The organism is Phaeovulum molybdatiresistens (assembly GCF_023544865.1).
GTDB lineage: Bacteria > Pseudomonadota > Alphaproteobacteria > Rhodobacterales > Rhodobacteraceae > Pontitalea.
In genome coordinates this window covers 41963-60425 of record NZ_JAMJFX010000005.1, presented here as the reverse complement: position 1 = coordinate 60425, position 18463 = coordinate 41963, and the positions used below count along the sequence as shown (strand labels likewise).

Below are 18463 nucleotides of genomic sequence, written 5' to 3'. Positions count from 1 at the left end.
GCGACGGGCCCGGGGCTAGGTTGACCGCGGAAGGAGCGCCGATGGACCCGATGGCCTTGCAGCAGATGACCGACCGTGTCGCCCGGCTGATGGAACAGCGGCTGGGGGCAAAGGGTCATGGGCTGCAGGCCAAGCTGCGGGCGCGGTCGCGCGCGCTGCCGCGCAAGGTGCGCCGTGCCGTCGCCGTGCTGGCCGAGGCCGAGGCACTGGCCGCCGCCCCCAAGATCGCCCGCCAGCTGGACCCCGCCCGGGTGCAGAAGGCCCATGACATCGCCGTTCACCACCTTCAGCCGCTGGGCGCGGCCGATCGGTTGCGCGCGACGGTTCTGGGCATCGCGGCCTCGGTCGTGCTGGCGCTGCTGGTGACGGGGGCAGGGGTGCTGGCGGTCATGGTCTGGCGCGGGCTGATCTGAAACGAAAAGGGCCCCCGTGGGGGCCCTTCGCGCCGATGATCCGGGGATCAGAGGTTCGGGTAGATCGGGAAGCGAGCGCAAAGCGCGGCGACCTTGGCCTTGACGGCCTCCTCGACCGCGCCGTTGCCGTCTTCGCCATTGGCGGCCAGACCATCGACGACCTCAACGATCAGGCGCGCGATTTCGCGGAATTCCGCCTCGCCAAAGCCGCGGGTGGTGCCGGCGGGCGTGCCCAGACGGATGCCCGAGGTCACCATCGGCTTTTCCGGGTCGAACGGGATGCCGTTCTTGTTGCAGGTGATATGCGCGCGCCCCAGCGCCTTTTCGGTCGCATTGCCCTTCACGCCCTTGGGGCGCAGGTCGACCAGCATCACATGGGTGTCGGTGCCGCCGGTGACGATATCAAGGCCACCCTTCATCAGCTCATCCGCCAGTGCCTGCGCGTTCTTGATGACCTGCTGGGCATAGACCTTGAACTCGGGGCGCAGCGCCTCGCCAAAGGCCACGGCCTTGGCGGCGATCACATGCATCAGCGGGCCGCCCTGGATGCCCGGGAAGATCGCCGAATTGACCTTTTTCGCGATCTCTTCGTTGTTGGTCAGGATCATGCCGCCGCGCGGGCCGCGCAGGGTTTTATGCGTGGTGGTGGTGGCCACGTCCGCATACGGGAAGGGCGAGGGATGCGCGCCGCCCGCGACCAGACCCGCGAAATGGGCCATGTCGACCATCAGCCAGGCCCCGACCTTGTCGGCAATCGCGCGGAACTTGGCAAAGTCGATCTGGCGCGGAATGGCAGAGCCGCCGGCGATGATCAGCTTGGGCTGGTGTTCGACCGCCAGCGCCTCGACCTGGTCATAGTCGATCAGGTTGTCCTGCTGGCGCACGCCATATTGCACCGCGTTGAACCACTTGCCCGACTGGTTCGGCGCCGCGCCATGCGTCAGGTGCCCGCCCGAGGCGAGGTTCATGCCCAGAATGGTGTCGCCGGGCTTGATCAGCGCCTGGAACACGCCCTGGTTCGCCTGGCTGCCGGAATTGGGCTGCACATTGGCAAATTCGCAGCCAAACAGCTGCTTGGCGCGTTCGATCGCCAGGTTTTCGGCCACGTCAACGAACTGGCAGCCGCCGTAATAGCGCTTGCCCGGATAGCCTTCGGCATATTTGTTCGTCATGACAGAGCCTTGGGCTTCCATCACCGCCGCCGAAACGATGTTTTCGGACGCGATCAGCTCGATCTCGTCGCGCTGGCGGCCAAGCTCATCACGGATCGAGCCGAACAGCTCGGGGTCGCGGGTGGCAAGGCTTTCGGTGAAGAAACCGGCGTCACGTTGCGCAGTCATGGGCGTCTCCTGCAAGGGGTCATCGGGTTTGGGCGGAGCTTTATCGCAGTTTTTCCCACGCCGGAAGCGTTCAAAACGCGCAAGGGTCAATTTGGGCCCGGGCATTGGCGCTTGTCTTTCCGGGCGGGCCTTGCCACACCTTGGCAAAACAGGAAGGACAGGGCCCGTGGCACAGGCGCAGCACATCCATTTTGCCGCATCGTCCAGCGCCAGTGCGCAAACGGCGCTGGCGGCGCTGATCGCGCGCTATGGTCAGGTGCCGCGCTATGCCGCCGATGTGATCGTGGCGCTGGGGGGCGATGGCTTCATGCTGCAGACGCTGCATGAAGGCACCGGCCTGCCGGTCTATGGCATGAACTGCGGCACCATCGGCTTTCTGATGAACGATTATTCCGAAGACGGGCTGACCGAACGGCTTGCCAGCGCGGAAGAGGCGGTGATCAACCCGCTGGCGATGCGCGCGCAGACCGAGGATGGCACGCTGCACGAAATGCTGGCGATCAATGAAGTGTCGCTTTTGCGCGCAGGCCCCCAGGCCGCCAAGCTGCGGATTTCCGTCAATGGCCGCGTCCGGATGGAGGAACTGATCTGCGACGGCGCGATCCTGTCCACCCCGGCCGGGTCCACCGCCTACAATTATTCGGCGCATGGCCCGATCCTGCCCATCGGGTCTGATGTGCTGGCGCTGACCGGCATCGCCTCATTCCGGCCGCGGCGCTGGCAGGGCGCGATCCTGCCGCGATCTGCCGTGGTCCGGTTCGACGTGCTGGAGCCCGACAAGCGCCCGGTGATGGCGGATGCCGATTCCCGCTGTGTAGAACCGGTGATCTGGGTCGAGGTGCGGTCCGAACCCCAAGTCGAACACCGCATCCTGTTCGACCCCGGCCACGGGCTGGAGGAACGGCTGATGCGCGAACAGTTCGCCTGATCGCGCATCGCAGGTTCAGGCCTCGGGATAACCCAGCGCCTTCAGCGCCACGGCGATTTCATCAAGGATCGCCGGGTCGTCGATCGTCGCGGGTATCTTGAATTCCTGCCCGTCGGCGATCTTGACCATTGTGGCGCGCAGGATCTTGCCTGACCGCGTCTTGGGCAGGCGGTCCACCACGCAGGCCAGCTTGAAGGCCGCGACCGGGCCGATCTGGTCGCGCACCAGCTTGACGCATTCGGCCACCACCGCCTCATGCGGGCGGTTTGTGCCCTTGTTCAGGCACAAAAGCCCCAGCGGCATCTGGCCCTTCAGCTCATCCGCGACGCCGATCACCGCGCATTCGGCGACGTCGGGATGGCTGGCCAGAACCTCCTCCATCGCGCCGGTGGACAGGCGGTGGCCCGCGACGTTGATCACGTCATCGGTGCGCGCCATGATGTAAAGATAGCCATCCTCATCGACATAGCCCGCATCGCCGGTTTCGTAATGGCCGGGGAACTGCGTCAGATAGCTTTTGCGGAACCGATCCTCTGCATTCCACAGCGTGGGCAGGGTGCCGGGGGGCAGGGGCAGCTTGATCGCGATGGCGCCCAGCGTGCCGGGGGCGACGGGGTGGCCGCCTTCATCCAGCACCTGCACGTCATAGCCCGGCATCGCGACCGAGGGGCTGCCGACCTTGGTCTCCAGTTCCTCGATCCCCAGCGGATTCGCGGCGATCGGCCAGCCGGTTTCGGTCTGCCACCAATGGTCCACCACCGGCAGGCGCAGATGGCGCTGCGCCCATTTCACGGTATCGGGGTCGGCCCGTTCGCCCGCCAGGAACAGCGCCTGCAGCGAGCGGATGTTATAATCACCGATCAGCTTGCCCTCCGGATCCTCGCGCTTGATCGCCCGCAGGGCGGTGGGGGCTGTGAAGAAGGATTTCACCTTGTGGTTCTGGATCACGCGCCAGAAGGTGCCGGCATCGGGCGTGCCCACGGGCTTGCCCTCAAAGACGATGGTGGTCGCGCCGGCGATCAGCGGGGCGTAGCAGATATAGCTGTGCCCCACGACCCAGCCCACGTCCGAGGCCGCCCAGAACACATCGCCCGCCTCGATGTTGTAGATGTTTTTCATCGTCCAGTTCAGCGCGACCATGTGGCCGGCGGTGTGCCGCACCACCCCCTTGGGCGCGCCGGTGGTGCCCGATGTATAAAGAACATAGGCCGGGTGGTTGCCTTCCACCGGCACACATTCCGCCGGTTCCACCCCATACTGAAAGCTGTGCCAGGCGAAATCGCGACCCTCAATCAGCTTGGCCACTTCCTGCTCGCGCTGGAAGATCACGGTGAAGGCGGGCTTGTGGGTCGCGTGCTCGATCGCCTTGTCCAGCAGCGGCTTGTAATGCACCACACGGCCTGGCTCCAGCCCGCAGGAGGCGGCGATGATTGCCTTGGGCTTGGCATCATCGATCCGCACCGCCAGTTCATGCGCGGCAAAGCCGCCGAAGACCACCGAATGGATCGCGCCCAGGCGTGCGCAGGCCAGCATCGCCTCCAGCGCCTCGGGGATCATCGGCATGTAGATGATGACGCGGTCACCCTTTCCCACGCCCTTGGCGCGCAAGGCGCCCGCCAGGCTTGCCACGCGGTCGCGCAGTTCGGCATAGGTGATGCCCTTGGTGGAATGGGTGATCGGGCTGTCATGGATGATCGCCAGCTGGTTGCCGCGCCCGGCTTCGACGTGGCGGTCCACGGCGTTCCAGCAGGCATTGCCCATCGCATCCGAGAACCATTCGTAGATCGGCGCGCCTTCGTCGAACAGCGCCTTGGAGGGGGGGCGATCCCAGTCGATCGCATTGGCCGCCTGCATCCAGAACCCTTCGGGGTCGTTCTTCCAGGCGGCGTAAACGTCTTTGTATGCCATGGTATGCCTCCTCCACGAGATGCTGCGGTGTTACAAACTGACAGGGATTCGAGCAAGTTTGTTACCGCACGCAGTCTGGGAAATTTGCAGAAATCTTCTCCGAGGCGCAGCAAAGTTATGCAAACCCTCCGCTTGGCCGCATGATCGGCACGGTCGCGCGCCGAATTTGCAAAGTGCCGGGGGCTTCTGCCCCCGGACCCCCGGAGTATTTGCGCCAAGAAGAAGATGCCGTTTCTTCTTGGCCCGAAATACTCCCCCCGGAGGGCCGGTCAGCCGTAATGCGCAACCGGCGTGCCGGCGATCGCGGACATGTTCAAAAGCCCCCGCGCGGTGATCGAGGGGGTGACGATATGGGCCTTGTTGCCCATGCCCATCAGGATCGGCCCGACTTCCAGTCCGCCAGCCTTCATCTTGAGGATGTTGCGCACCCCCGAGGCCGCGTCGGTATTGGCAAAGACCAGAACGTTTGCCGCGCCTTCGAAGCGCGAGTTGGGGAAGATCCGGTCGCGCAGGCTTTGGTCCAGCGCCGCGTCAATGTGCATCTCGCCTTCATACGCGAAATCGGGCGCGCGGGCGTCCAGCAGTTCCAGCGCGCGGCGCATCCGGCGGCCCGAGTCGGTATCGAGATTGCCGAATTGCGAATGCGAGCAGAGCGCGATCTTGGGCGCGATGCCAAAGCGACGAACGTGGCGGGCCGCGCCGATCACGGTCTCGGTGATCTGTTCGGGCGTTGGTTCGTGGTTCACATGGGTGTCGGCGATGAACAGCGGCCCGTCTTCCAGGATCATCATCGACAGCGCCCCCACGGGGCTGAGCCCGCCGCGGCCAAGAACCTGCTGCACATAATTCAGGTGCCACAGATACTGGCCGAAGGTGCCGCAGACCATGCTGTCGGCCTCGGCCCGGTGGACCATCACGGCGGCGATCGCGGTGGTATTGGTGCGCATCACCGCCCGCGCCAGATCGGGCGAGACGCCGCGGCGCGCCATCAGGTCGTGATAGGTCGTCCAGTAGTCGCGATAGCGCGGGTCGTCCTGCGGGTTCACGATCTCGAAGTCCACGCCGGGGCGGATCGGCAGGCCCGCGCGTTCGCAGCGCCGCGCGATGACATCGGGGCGGCCGATCAGGATGGGCTTGTCGGTGGTTTCCTCGATCATCGCATTGGCGGCGCGCAGCACGCGTTCATCTTCACCCTCGGCGAAGACGATCGAGCGGGTGGCCTGGGCGGCGGCCTCGAACACGGGGCGCATCAGCAGGGCGGATTTGAAGACCGATCCGTCCAGCCGCGCCTTGTAGGCGGCGATATCGTCCAGCGGGCGGGCGGCCACGCCGGTTTCCATCGCCGCGCGGGCCACGGCGGTGGCGACGGTGCCGATCAGCCGCGGGTCGAAGGGTTTGGGGATCAGGTAATCCGCGCCGAAGGTCAGTTTTTCACCGTGATAGGCCGCTGCCGCCTCGGCCGAGGTGGTGGCACGGGCCAGCGCGGCGATGCCCTCGATGCAGGCCAGCTGCATTTCATCGTTGATCGTCGTGGCGCCCACATCCAGCGCGCCGCGGAAGATGAAGGGAAAGCACAGGACGTTGTTGACCTGGTTGGGGTAATCCGACCGCCCCGTGGCGATGATCGCATCGGGCGCGACCGTGCGGACCTGATCGGGCAGGATTTCGGGTGTCGGGTTCGCCAGCGCGAAGATGATGGGTTGGGCCGTCATTTTGGCCACCATTGCGGGCGTCAGCACGCCGGGGCCGGACAGGCCCAGGAACATGTCCGCCCCATCGATCACCTGATCAAGCGTGCGCAGGTCGGTCTTTTGCGCGAAGGCCGCCTTTTGCGGGTTCATGTCGATTTCGCGCCCCGCGTAGACAAGGCCGTGAATGTCGCACAGCCAGACGTTTTCGCGCCGCACCCCCAGTTTCAACAGCATGTTCAGGCAGGCGATGCCCGCCGCACCGCCGCCGGTCGAGACGATCTTGATCTCGTCGAATTTCTTGCCCGCGATGCGCAGGGCGTTGCTGGCGGCTGCGCCCACAACGATGGCGGTGCCGTGCTGGTCATCGTGAAAGACGGGGATGTTCATCCGTTCACGACAGATCTTTTCGACGATGAAGCAATCGGGGGCCTTGATATCCTCAAGGTTGATGGCGCCGAAGGTGGGTTCCAGCGCGCAGACCAGTTCGGCCAGCTTTTCGGGGTCGGATTCGTTCAGTTCGATGTCGAAGGCATCGATATTGGCGAATTTCTTGAACAGGACGGCCTTGCCCTCCATCACCGGCTTGGCGGCCAGCGCGCCGATGTTGCCAAGGCCCAGCACGGCGGTTCCGTTGGTGACCACACCCACCAGATTGCCGCGTGCGGTGTAGCGGGCGGCGGTGGCGGGGGTGGCCTTGATTTCCATGCAGGCTTCGGCCACGCCGGGCGAATAGGCGCGTGACAGATCACGCCCGTTTGCAAGCGGTTTCGTGGCGCGGATTTCCAGCTTTCCGGGCTTGGGGAATTCGTGATAATCCAGCGCTGCCTGACGGGCGGTATCCTGCCGAGCCTCTTCCATGCGTGCCTCCTTGAGAACTGGTTTAGCCTTAAACTAAATCTTGGCCCGGGGGAATAGGGTCCCTGCGTGGGCAGCGGTGCCTTGCCCGACGTTACGGTTGGCGCTGCGGTGATGCTTGCATCGCGGCCCGGCCCGTCGCAGAATCATCTGAAACTGACCGGAGGGTATGATGTCGCTTGTCGAAGCCGCGCGCGAGGTGCGCGAAAACGCCTATGCCCCTTATTCCCGCTTCAAGGTGGGGGCGGCCGTGCGCGGCAAATCCGGTCGGATCTATCGCGGCGTGAATGTCGAGAATGTGGCCTATCCCGAAGGCACCTGTGCCGAGGCCGGGGCAATTGCCGCCATGATCGCCGCGGGCGAGACCGAGCTGATCGAGGTTGCGGTCATCGCCGACAGCCCGTCCCCCGTGCCGCCCTGTGGCGGCTGCCGTCAGAAGCTGGCCGAATTCGGGCGCCACGATACGCCGGTCACGTTGGCCACGATTGATGGCGGGCGGCTTGATACGACGGTGGGGGATCTGCTGCCGGGGCGGTTTGACATTTCGCATATGGACAGGGCCTGATGGATGCGCGCGCGATCATCGCGGGGGTGCGCGATGGCCGTGGCCTGACGGCCGAGGCCGCGCGCTGGTTCGCGGCGGGTCTGGCCTCGGGTCAGGTATCGGATGCGCAGGGTGGGGCCTTTGCGATGGCGGTGCTGCTGAAGGGCATCGGCGCCGAGGGGCGTGTGGCGTTGACGCAGGCGATGCGCGACAGCGGTCAAGTGCTGCGCTGGGATCTGCCGGGGCCGGTGGTGGACAAGCATTCCACCGGCGGCATCGGCGATTCGGTTTCGCTTTTGCTGGCCCCCGCGATGGCGGCCTGTGGTCTTTATGTACCGATGATCTCGGGGCGGGGGCTGGGCCATACCGGGGGCACGCTGGACAAGATGGAATCGATCCCCGGCTATCGCGCTGTGCCGGGTGTGGATGTGATGCGCAAGGTGGTGGCCGAGGTTGGCTGTGCCATTCTGGGGGCGACCGATGAAATCGCCCCCGCCGATCGCCGCCTTTACGGTATCCGCGACATTTCCGGCACGGTGGAAAGCATCGACCTGATCACCGCCTCGATCCTGTCCAAAAAGCTGGCGGCGGGGCTTGGGGCGCTGGTGCTGGATGTGAAGGTGGGATCAGGCGCCTTCATGAAGACGATGGCCGATGCGCGCGCGCTGGCGCGGTCGCTGGTCGATACCGCCAATGGCGCGGGGTGCAAGACCTCGGCGCTGATCACCGACATGAGCCAGAGCCTGGGCCACAGCGCGGGCAATGCGCTTGAGGTGATCGAGGTCATGGAAACCCTGACCGGAACCCGGGTCAGTGAATCGCTGTGGGATGTCACGGCCGCGCTGGGCGGCGAGGCGCTGGTGCTGGCGGGTCTGGCCCCCGATCTGGAAAGCGGTGTGGCAAGGATCGATGAGGCGCTGGAAACCGGCCGCGCCGCCGAGGTGTTCGGCCGCATGATCACGGCCTTGGGTGGCCCTGCCGATTTCGTGGAACGCTATCCCGACCGGCTGCCTGCCGCCCCGGTGATGCGTCCCGTGCCCAGCCCGCGGGCGGGCTTTGTCGCCACCGTCGATGCCGAGGCGCTGGGCCATGCGGTGGTGCATCTGGGGGGCGGGCGGTTGGTGGGAACCGACCGGGTCAACCCCTCGGTCGGGCTGTCGCGGCTTGCGCCGATCGGGGCGGATCTGACGCCGGGCGCGCCGCTGGCCTTTGTTCATGCCGCGACCGAGGCCGCCGCCGATGCCGCCGCCGCCGCAGTGATCGCGGCCTATGGCCTGCAGGATGCGCGGGCCGAGGAACCGGCCCTTATCCACGAAAGGATCGCCTGACATGCCCCGCGCATTCGTGATCGTGATGGACAGTGTCGGCATCGGCGGCGCCCCCGATGCGGGGGCCTATTTCAACGATGGCCACCCCGATACCGGCGCCAACACGCTGGGCCATATCGCGCAGGCCTGTGCCGCGGGCCGGGCCGAACAGGGCCGTTCCGGGCCGCTGCGGATGCCCAATCTGGATGCGCTGGGGCTGGGGGCGGCGATCGAACTGGCCTCGGGCATGGCGGCGCCGGCGCTTGGTGTTACCCCGCGCGGCCTTTGGGGCGCCGCGACCGAGGTGTCGCGGGGCAAGGACACCCCCTCGGGGCATTGGGAACTGGCCGGCGTGCCGGTGCCGTGGGACTGGCACTATTTCCCCAAGGCAACGCCCGCCTTTCCCGCCGACCTGTCGGCCGAGATCGCGCGGCGGGCTGGGACGGATGGCATCCTGGGCGATTGCCATGCCTCGGGCACGGATATCATCGACCGGCTGGGCGGCGAACATCTGCGCAGCGGCTGGCCAATTTGCTATACCTCGGCCGACAGCGTGCTGCAGATCGCCGCGCATGAAGAGGTGTTCGGTCTGGACCGGCTGTTGCAGCTGTGCGCGTCCCTGGCGCCGCGGCTGCATGCGATGAAGGTGGGCCGGGTGATCGCGCGCCCCTTCACGGGGGCCGAGGGCGGCTTTGTCCGCACCCCCAACAGGCGCGATTTCGCAATTCCCCCGCCCGCGCCGACGCTGCTGGACTGGGCCAGTGCCGCAGGGCGCACGACCCATGCCGTGGGCAAGATCCATGACATCTTTTCCGGGCAGGGCATCACGCACAGCCACAAGGGCAAATCCGATGCCGATCTGATGGATGACCTGATCGGCCTGGCCGAGGGGGCGGAAAACGGATCGCTGATCTTTGCCAATTTCGTCGAATTCGACAGCATCTTTGGCCATCGCCGCGATGTGTCGGGCTATGCCCGCGCGCTGGAATGGTTCGATGCGCGCGTGGCCGAGTTTCTGGCCCGCCTGCGGCCCCGCGATCTGGCGATCTTCACCGCCGATCACGGCAATGACCCGACCTGGACGGGCACCGATCACACCCGCGAACGCGTCCCCGTTCTGGGCTGGGGGGTAGGCGCGCGCGCGGTGGGGCAGGTGGGCTTTGCCGATGTGGCGGCCTCGGTCGCGGCGCATCTGAACATTCCGGCGCAAGGCCCGGGGCGGGGCTTTCTGTAGATGATCCCAAAAATAGAACTGCACCTGCATCTGGAGGGCGCGGCACCGCCCGACCTGATCCGTGCCATGGCGCGGGAAAAGCACGCCGACATCAGCGGTATTTTCGATGCGCGGGGCAATTACAGCTATGCCGATTTCCGCGATTTCCTGCGCGTCTATGAGGCGGCGACCTCGGTTCTGACCACGCCGGCCGATTACGCCCGCCTGACCCGCGCGGTGCTGGAACAGGCCGCGCAATCGGGGGTGATCTATTGCGAAACCTTCCTGTCGCCCGATTTCTGCGGCGGGCGCGATCTGGTCGCCTGGCGCGAATATCTGCATGCGATGCAGGATGCCGCCGTCGCCGCGGAGCGCGATCTGGGGGTCACGCTGCGCGGCATCGTCACCGCGATCCGCCATTTCGGCCCGGAAAAAGCGCGCGAAACGGCGATCTGCGCGGCGGAAACTGCTGGCGACTTCATCGTCGGCTTCGGCCTTGCCGGCGATGAGGGGATGGGCCGGCCCCGAGATTTCCGCTGGTCCTTCGATTGCGCGCGGGAGGCGGGGCTGTGCCTGACCGCCCATGCCGGCGAATGGGGCGGCCCGCAATCGGTGCGCGAGGCCTGGAAGGATCTGGGGGTGGCGCGTATCGGTCACGGCGTGCGCGCCGTCGAAGACCCCCGTCTGGTCGATGAACTGGCCGAGGCGGGCATCGTGCTGGAGGTTTGCCCCGGATCGAACGTGGCGCTGGGGGTCTATCCGTCCTGGGCGGCCCATCCGATCGCGCGGCTGCGTGATCGGGGGGTGAAGGTCACGGTCTCGACCGATGATCCGCCCTTCTTTCACACCACGATGAACCATGAATATGATCGCCTGGCCGAAACCTTCGGCTGGGAGGACGCCGATTTCCTGGGGCTTGCCCGCACCGCGGCCGAAGCCGCCTTCTGCGATGCCGACACCCGCGCCAAGCTGCTGAAACAACTGGAGAAAGCCGATGACTGAACATCTGACCGTGGTCACCCACCCTCTGGTGCAGCACAAATTGACGCTGATGCGGGAAAAGAACACATCGACCGCCGGGTTCCGCCGCCTGCTGCGCGAAATCAGCCTGCTTCTGGCCTATGAGGTGACGCGCGGTCTGGAAATGACCACGCGGGTCATCGAAACCCCCCTGTGCGAAATGGAGGCCCCCGCGCTGGGCGGCAAAAAGCTGGCGCTGGTGTCGATCCTGCGGGCGGGCAATGGGCTGCTGGACGGGATTTTGGAACTGATCCCGGCGGCGCGGGTGGGCTTTATCGGGCTTTACCGCGACCCGGAAACGCTGCGCCCGGTGCAATATTACTGCAAGGTGCCGTCGGAACTGGAAGATCGCATGGTGATCGTGGTCGATCCGATGCTGGCCACAGGCAATTCCTCGGTTGCGGCCATCGACCTGCTGAAGGAAAAGGGCGCCAAGCACATCCGCTTCCTGTGCCTTCTGGCCGCGCCCGAAGGGGTCGCGCGGATGAAAGAGGCCCATCCCGATGTGCCGATCGTGACCGCGGCGCTGGATGAACGGCTGAACGATCACGGCTATATCGTGCCCGGTCTGGGCGATGCCGGTGACCGGATGTTCGGCACGAAATAGCGCGCCGCTTTACGCCGGGTCGGGTTTGGGGCAAAGGCCGGGCATCGGGTTCGTGATACGGGGGCGTTGGGCGGAATGGGTCTGGTTCGGTTGGTCGGGGTGGCGGTTGCGGCGGTGGTCCTTGGCGGTGCGGCCCTGGCGCAAGGTATGCATGGCACGGTGCCCGCCGAATTTCCCCCGGCCGGGTTCCGCGGCGCGGTTTATATCGACAGCACCGGCTGCGCCTTTCGCCGGGCCGGGGACGGCGCTGGCGGCACCCGTTGGCATCCGCAGCGCGCGCGCGATGGCAGCCAGCTGTGCGGCTACGCGCCCAGCGTGATCGCGCCCGCAGTCGACGCGGCTGCGGTCGAAGTGGCGCAGGATGCAGCGCCCGCCCCCGCCAAGCCCAAGCCGCGCCGCAAGGCGCAACCCGCCGCCACGCCGCGCTATGTCCAGGTCGGCGTCTTTGCCGATCCGGCCAATGCGCAGGCCGCCAAGCAACGCATCTGGGCGCTGGATCTGCCGGTATCGGTGGCGCAGGGGCGACGCGGGGGCAGGCCGCTGCAGGCGGTGCTGATCGGCCCGCTTGATACCCGTGCCGCACTGCGCGACGCCCTTGTGCAGGCGCGGCGCGCGGGCTTTGCGGATGCCTATCTGCGCTAGGCGATCACCCCTCGCAGATCGCCTGCAGGGCGATCCACTGGGCATCCTCCAGCACCGGCTGCGGCGCGGGCGCGCCTTTGAAGGGATCGGCCTCGATCAGCGCCAGAACGCTTTCGCCTGATGGGTCCAGCGCATAGGCATAGGGCGTGGCGCTGACCCCTGCGGCGGCAAAGGCGGCCAGCAATGTATCGTCCCCGGGGCGGGTCGGGCGTTCGGCCAGCAAATGTGCCCCATAACCGCGCAGCGCATCGGCCGGCAGGTCCCCCGTGGTCAGCAGCCGGAAGCTTGCACCAACGCCGGCCCAGTGCAGCAGCTTCAGAAGGGGGTCTTCCTCGGGGCCTTCGGGTTCGGCGGCGATGACATGGCCCGCAGCCACCTCGGGGGTGTCATGGTCCTCGACCAGGGCGCGCCCGATAACGGTGATCCGCCCGGGCAGACGCCGCGCCCCGGTCAGCGCATTGGGCAGGACCACGATCCGGTCGGGCCCGGCCAGCCGCGTGGCCAACGATTCCAGCGCGGCGGTGCCCGCGGGGCTGGCGCAGGGGGCGCCGGTCAGGGTGGCCAGTTCCGCCAGAACCTGCTGGCCGATCTCGGCGCGTTTGGCCAGCGGCGCGACCGAGGCCGCGTGCCGCGTCATCGCGCCCGGCAGCCAGAACAGCGCCAGACCCGCCACCAACAGCCCAAAGCCCCCCAGCAGCGCGCCGCGCAGCCGCCCCGGATGCGGACGGCGGGATTCGATGATCGCATGCACCTTTTCGATCGCCGCGATCATCGTGTCGTCGGACAATTCCAGTTCTTCCCCCGGCTCTTCCGAGGGGGCATAGATCGCCGGGCGCTTGCCGGGGTTGCGCCGGATCATCGCAGGCAGCGACCAATGCGCCAGCGCGCGGGCCGATTTGTCGTCTGAAATGACCAGCGTGGCATCGCCAAAGGACACGATCACCTCGCGCCGTTGTGCGGTGGGCGCATCGCGCCACAGGCCGGGGCATTCGAGCCGCTGATATTCGGAAAGCGCGGTCATGCGCGGGGGCTGCTCCTGTTCGTTGCGGGCAGGATAGCGGATGGGACCGGGGGGTCAATCGCACCCGGCCCCGGGTGGCTACAGCAGCTTGGCCACGGCGCGCAGCTCGAACTTCTGGATCTTGCCGGTCGAGGTTTTCGGCAGATCGGCAAAGACCACGCGCTTGGGCGTCTTGAAACCTGCCAGCCGTTCGCGGGCGAATGCGATGATCTCATCCTCGGTCGCGCTGGCACCGTCCTTCAGCTCGACAAAGGCACAGGGCACCTCGCCCCATTTGTCGTCGGGCTTGGCCACCACGGAACACAGCGACACGGCCGGATGGGCGGCGATCACGCCCTCAACCTCAACCGAACTCACGTTTTCGCCGCCCGAGATGATGATGTCCTTGGCGCGGTCGGTGATCTTGATATAGCCGTCGGGATGCATGAAGGCGATGTCGCCGGAATGGAACCAGCCACCGGCGAAGGCCTCGGCCGTGGCCTGCGGGTTCTTGTAATAGCCCTTCATCGTGGCATTGCCGCGCATCACGATTTCACCCAGGTGGGCAGCGTCGCGGGCGACCTCGCGGCCCTGATCGTGGACGGTGATCGCCTCCATCATCGGCATCAGAACGCCGGTGCGGGCCTTGATCGCGGCGCGGTCGGGGCCGGTGATGGCGTCCCATTCCGGTTTCCAGGTGCATTCGGTGGCGGGGCCGTACACCTCGGTCAGGCCATAGACCTGGGTGACGTTGAAGCCCAGCGGTTCAATCGCGGCCAGGGTGGCGGCGGGCGGCGGGGCGCCGGCGGTAAAGACCTCGACGATATGGTCGAACTTGCGCCGGTCGCCCTCTTTCGCGTTGACCAGCGTGTTCAGCACGATCGGCGCGCCGCCGAAATGGGTGACGCCGTGGTCCGCGATGGCGTCGTAGATCGCGCGTGCCGTCACATCGCGGCAGCAGACCACCGTGCCGCCCAGAAGCGGCACCATCCAGCCATGCGTCCAGGCGTTGCAGTGGAACAGCGGCACGATCGTCAGGTAGACCGGATACAGCTGCATCCGCCAGCTGATCAGGTTGCCCATCGTCGCAAGGTAAGCGCCGCGGTGGTGATAGACCACGCCCTTGGGTCGCCCCGTCGTGCCCGAGGTATAGTTCAGCGCAAGGCTTTCCCATTCATCCTGCGGCATGATCCAGGCAAACATCGGGTCGCCCTGGGCCAGCAGATCCTCATATTCCAGGTAATGGCCGGTGGCGGGGAAACCGGCCTCGGGGTCGGCCACCTCGATGATCTGGGGGGCGGGGCCCTGCATCTGCTTGATCGCGGTTTCCGCCAGTTTCAGAAAGGCGGTGTCGCACAGCACCACCTTGGCCCCGCCATGTTCAAAGATATAGGCGACGGTGTCGGCATCCAGCCGTGTGTTGATCGTGTTGAGGATCGCGCCGCAGGCGGGCACGCCGAAATGCGCCTCTAGCTGGGGGGCGGTGTTGGGCAGGATCGTGGCCACCACATCGCCCGGCTTCACCCCCCGCGCCGCCAGGGCCGATGCCATCCGGCTGACGCGGGCGTGATAATCCACATAGCTGCGCCGGACCGACCCATAGATCAGCGCGGTGCGTTCGGGAAACACCTCCAGCGCGCGGTTCAGATGCGACAGCGGCGTCAGCGGCACATGATTTGCCGCGCATTTTTCCAACCCGGATTCGTCTGCCAACCAGCCCATATTCGCCTCCATGTCGCAAAAGATGTCGCTTCCGGGCGGGATTATTGGCCTGCGACGGGCTCTTTGGAAAGGGGCAAGCATGGAGATGCGGATATGGCGATGGCCGAGGCGGCGTCCGCGCCGGTAAACAGAACGCTGGCGGCGGCCGGGGCGATCACGCTTTATGCGGTGCTGATCGGGTTCACCGACAATTCCGTGCGCTTCATCGCCCAGGATATTGGCCTGTGGCAGTTTCATGCCACGCGCACGGTCTTTGTGGTTGCGTTGATGGGGATGGCGCTGCCGCTGCTGCGCCTGGATCTGCGTCCGCGTGATCTGCGCGCGGTGGTGGCGCGCAGTCTGCTGCATGGCGTGGCGTTGATGTGCTATTTCGCGGCCTTCGCCTTTCTGCCGGTGGCGCAGGCTGCAGCGGGGCTGTTCACCGCGCCGATCTTTGTTCTGCTGATCGCGCGCTTCGCCTATGGGCAGCCGATCGGACCCTTTCGCATCGCGGCGGTGATTTTGGGCTTTCTGGGCATTTTGATGGTGCTGGGGCCGGGGATGGCCTCGATCGGGCCGGCGGTCGTGGTGCCGGCGCTGGCGGGGTTTTTCTATGCGCTGGGGCATATCGCCACCCGCCGCTGGTGCGCGCGCGAAAGTGCCGCCACGCTGACGCTGGGGTTCTTTCTGGCGCTGGGGATGTTCGGGTTGATCGGGATGGGGGGGCTTCTGGCCTTTCCCCAAGCTGTGCCGCCGGGCATGGCGGGGTTTGTGCTGCGCGCCCCGGTCATGCCCTCGGCCGAGGTGCTGTTGTGGATCTTGGTGCAGGCGGTGGGCGCACTGCTGGGCCTGTTGGCGATGGTGCGGGGCTATCAGCTGGCCGACGCCAGCCGGGTCGCGGTGTTCGAATATATCGTGCTGCCGGTGGCCGCGCTTTGGGGGTTCCTGCTGTGGGCCGAGGTGCCATCGGCCCTTGCGGTGGGGGGCATGGCCCTGATCGTCGCGGCGGGCCTGTTGATCGCGCTGCGCGGCGACTAGCCGCACGTCCCCGGGCGGCGGATACCGCCCGGATCTGTTGTTCGGATCGATCGAGTCAGGCCGCTTGCGCCGCCTGCCCGCCGCCAAAGCGCGCGTAGAAGCTGTCGCCCTTGGCCGCGATGTCGCGCAAAAGCGCAGGTGCCGCGAAGCGCGCACCATGTTCCGCCGCCAGCGCCTCGCAGATCGCGACGGCGCGCGGCGCCCCTATGATGTCAAGCCAGGCGAAGGGCCCGCCAGACCAGGGCGCAAAGCCCCAGCCCAGGATCGCGCCGACATCGCCTTCGCGGATGTCGGTCAGCACGCCCTGTTCAAAGGCCCGCACGGCCTCCAGCACCTGGGCCATCAGCAGGCGGTGCTGAACCTGATGCAGATCAGGCTGGGTTTCGGCCTGCGGGTATTTGTCCGCCAGCCCGTCCCACAGGCCCTGCCGCTTGCCGCCCTCATAGGCATAGAACCCCGCGTCGGCCTTTTTCCCCAGCCGCCCCTGATCCGCCATCCAGAACAGCACCTCATCGACCGCGCCGTCGGGATAGGCATCGCCCATCGCGGCCTTGGTCGCCTTGGCGATCTTGACGCCCAGCTCGATCGAGGTTTCATCGACCAGCTGCAGCGGCCCCAGCGGCATGCCCACCAGCCGGGCGGCATTTTCCACCAGCACCGGGTTCACGCCCTCGGCCACCATGCGGATGCCTTCGTTGATATAGGGGATGATGCAGCGGTTGGCGTAGAAGAACCGCGCATCATTCACCACGATCGGGGTCTTGCGGATCTGGCGCACGAAATCCAGCGCCTTGGCCACGGCGCGATCGCCCGTCTTTTCGCCCTTGATGATTTCCACCAGCATCATCTTGTCCACGGGCGAAAAGAAATGGATGCCGATGAACTGTTCGGGCCGGGCGCTGGCGCGCGCCAGCGTCGAGATCGGCAGGGTCGAGGTGTTGGTGGCAAAGATCGCATCGGTCGGCATCACGGCTTCGGCGCGCTGGGTGACCTCGGCCTTGACGGTGGGGTCTTCAAAGACCGCCTCGACCACCAGATCACAGCCCGCAAGCGCGGCATAATCTGTGGTTGGGGTGATGCGGTGCAGCACTTCGGCCTTGCGCGCCTCGGTCAGTTTGCGGCGGCTGATGCCCTTGTCCAGGATGCCGGCGGAATAGGCCTTGCCGCGTTCGGCCGCCTCGGGGGTGTTGTCGATCAGCACGACCTCAATCCCGGCATTGGCGGCGACATGGGCAATGCCCGCGCCCATCATGCCTGCGCCCAGGATACCCAGCTTGCGCACGCTTTCATCGGCCAGCTTCGGGCGGTTCGCGCCTTTTTCCAGCGCCTCCTTGTTTATGAACAGGCTGCGGATCATCGCGCCCGAGGACGGGTTCATCAGAACATGGGTGAACCAGCGCGCCTCGATCTTCAGCGCGGTGTCAAAGGGCACCAGCGCGCCTTCGTAGACCGCAGCCAACAGCGCCTTGGCCGCCGGGTAGACGCCCATGGTCTTGCCGTGCACCATCGCGCTGGCGCCGACAAAGGTCATGAAGCCCGCCGGATGATAGGGCGCGCCGCCGGGCATCTTGTAGCCCTTGGCATCCCAGGGTTTGACCAGATCGGCATCCTTGGCCGCCAGCACCCAGGCCTTCGCCGCCGCGATCGGGTCTTCGACCACCTCGTCGATGATCCCTGCGGCCTTGGCCTTCTTCGGATCGTTCAGCTTGCCTTCCAGCAGGAACGGCGCGGCCATCATCGCCCCCATCTTGCGCGCCAGCCGCGTGGTGCCGCCCGCGCCGGGGAAAATGCCGACCATGATTTCGGGCAGGCCGATTTTTGCCTTGGGATTGTCGGCGGCAAAGATGCGGTGGCAGGCCAGTGGCAGTTCCAGCCCGATCCCCAGCGCGGTGCCGGGCAGGGCCGCCGCGATCGGCTTGCCACCCTTCAGCGTCTTGGGGTCCATGCCCGCGCGTTCAATCTTGCGCAGCACGGCATGCATTTTCATCACGCCGTCAAACAGGCCCTGCGCGGGATTGTCGCCCGCTGCGTCCTTCATCCGCGCGATGACGTTCAGATCCATCCCGCCGGCAAAATCCTTCTTGCCGCTGGTGATGACCACGCCCCTGACCGCCGGATCGGCCAGCGCCTTGTCGATCATGCTGTCCAGCAGGGCAAAGCCGTCCAGCGACATCACGTTCATCGACTTGCCCGGAACGTCCCAGGTGATGATCGCCACGCCATCCGCGTCGAGGGCATAGGTGAAGTCGGTCATGT

15 protein-coding genes are annotated in these 18463 nt (G+C 66.3%); 9 read left to right on the top strand and 6 right to left on the bottom strand.

The features are described 5' to 3' along the window. Positions 1 to 41 precede the first annotated feature (41 nt). Positions 42 to 413 (top strand): hypothetical protein, encoded by a 372-nt coding sequence (locus MXB90_RS05415; protein ID WP_250042072.1) that lies wholly within the window; start codon positions 42 to 44, stop codon positions 411 to 413. A 47-nt stretch (positions 414 to 460) separates the two neighbouring features. Here MXB90_RS05415 and glyA read toward each other — a convergent pair whose 3' ends face one another. Beyond that, a complete protein-coding gene (glyA, locus tag MXB90_RS05410; protein WP_250042071.1) occupies positions 461 to 1753 on the bottom strand; it encodes a serine hydroxymethyltransferase in 1293 nt (430 codons plus the stop codon). Between the two features lie 166 nt (positions 1754 to 1919). Here glyA and MXB90_RS05405 point away from each other — a divergent pair, with 166 nt between their 5' ends. Beyond that, the gene (locus MXB90_RS05405; RefSeq protein WP_250042070.1) at positions 1920 to 2681 is read left to right on the top strand and encodes an NAD kinase; all 762 of its coding nucleotides are present in this window, start codon (positions 1920 to 1922) and stop codon (positions 2679 to 2681) included. Positions 2682 to 2696: 15 nt separating this feature from the next. On the opposite strand, the gene prpE is transcribed toward MXB90_RS05405, so the two are convergent. Together prpE and MXB90_RS05395 are read right to left on the bottom strand one after the other, a co-directional pair. Further along, entirely contained in the window at positions 2697 to 4589 is a 1893-nt protein-coding gene (gene prpE, locus MXB90_RS05400; protein WP_250042068.1) for a propionate-CoA ligase PrpE, read from the bottom strand. Between the two features lie 269 nt (positions 4590 to 4858). After that, complete coding sequence (locus tag MXB90_RS05395) at positions 4859 to 7138, bottom strand: NADP-dependent malic enzyme (RefSeq protein WP_250042066.1); 2280 nt, start codon at positions 7136 to 7138, stop codon at positions 4859 to 4861. A 169-nt stretch (positions 7139 to 7307) separates the two neighbouring features. Between MXB90_RS05395 and MXB90_RS05390 the strand changes: the two genes are divergently transcribed. From MXB90_RS05390 to MXB90_RS05365, 6 genes are all read left to right on the top strand, one after another. Beyond that, positions 7308 to 7700: a cytidine deaminase gene (locus tag MXB90_RS05390; protein WP_250042063.1), complete on the top strand. Its 393-nt coding sequence runs from the start codon at positions 7308 to 7310 to the stop codon at positions 7698 to 7700. Beyond that, positions 7700 to 9007, top strand: coding sequence for a thymidine phosphorylase (locus MXB90_RS05385; protein WP_250042060.1), 1308 nt, complete (start codon positions 7700 to 7702; stop codon positions 9005 to 9007). Before MXB90_RS05390 ends, MXB90_RS05385 begins: the two co-directional genes overlap by 1 nt. Before the next feature lies 1 nt (position 9008). Further along, on the top strand, positions 9009 to 10220 hold the full coding sequence (locus MXB90_RS05380) for a phosphopentomutase (RefSeq protein ID WP_250042057.1): 1212 nt from the start codon (positions 9009 to 9011) through the stop codon (positions 10218 to 10220). Then, positions 10221 to 11201 (top strand): adenosine deaminase, encoded by a 981-nt coding sequence (locus MXB90_RS05375; RefSeq protein ID WP_250042055.1) that lies wholly within the window; start codon positions 10221 to 10223, stop codon positions 11199 to 11201. It abuts the gene before it with no gap. After that, positions 11194 to 11826, top strand: coding sequence for a uracil phosphoribosyltransferase (gene upp, locus MXB90_RS05370; protein ID WP_250042054.1), 633 nt, complete (start codon positions 11194 to 11196; stop codon positions 11824 to 11826). The genes MXB90_RS05375 and upp overlap by 8 nt, the downstream gene beginning before the upstream one ends. Positions 11827 to 11901: 75 nt before the next feature. Beyond that, positions 11902 to 12468: an SPOR domain-containing protein gene (locus MXB90_RS05365; protein WP_250042051.1), complete on the top strand. Its 567-nt coding sequence runs from the start codon at positions 11902 to 11904 to the stop codon at positions 12466 to 12468. A 4-nt stretch (positions 12469 to 12472) separates the two neighbouring features. Here MXB90_RS05365 and MXB90_RS05360 read toward each other — a convergent pair whose 3' ends face one another. After that, positions 12473 to 13489: a hypothetical protein gene (locus MXB90_RS05360; RefSeq protein ID WP_250042050.1), complete on the bottom strand. Its 1017-nt coding sequence runs from the start codon at positions 13487 to 13489 to the stop codon at positions 12473 to 12475. 78 nt (positions 13490 to 13567) lie between these two features. Beyond that, positions 13568 to 15190 carry an AMP-binding protein gene (locus MXB90_RS05355; protein ID WP_250042048.1) on the bottom strand — a complete coding sequence of 541 codons (1623 nt, stop codon included), beginning with the start codon at positions 15188 to 15190 and terminating at the stop codon, positions 13568 to 13570. Between the two features lie 93 nt (positions 15191 to 15283). Here MXB90_RS05355 and MXB90_RS05350 point away from each other — a divergent pair, with 93 nt between their 5' ends. Continuing rightward, complete coding sequence (locus MXB90_RS05350) at positions 15284 to 16207, top strand: DMT family transporter (protein WP_250042045.1); 924 nt, start codon at positions 15284 to 15286, stop codon at positions 16205 to 16207. Positions 16208 to 16262: 55 nt separating this feature from the next. Here MXB90_RS05350 and MXB90_RS05345 read toward each other — a convergent pair whose 3' ends face one another. Beyond that, a complete protein-coding gene (locus MXB90_RS05345) occupies positions 16263 to 18461 on the bottom strand; it encodes a 3-hydroxyacyl-CoA dehydrogenase NAD-binding domain-containing protein (protein WP_250042043.1) in 2199 nt (732 codons plus the stop codon). Between the last annotated feature and the right edge of the window lie 2 nt (positions 18462 to 18463).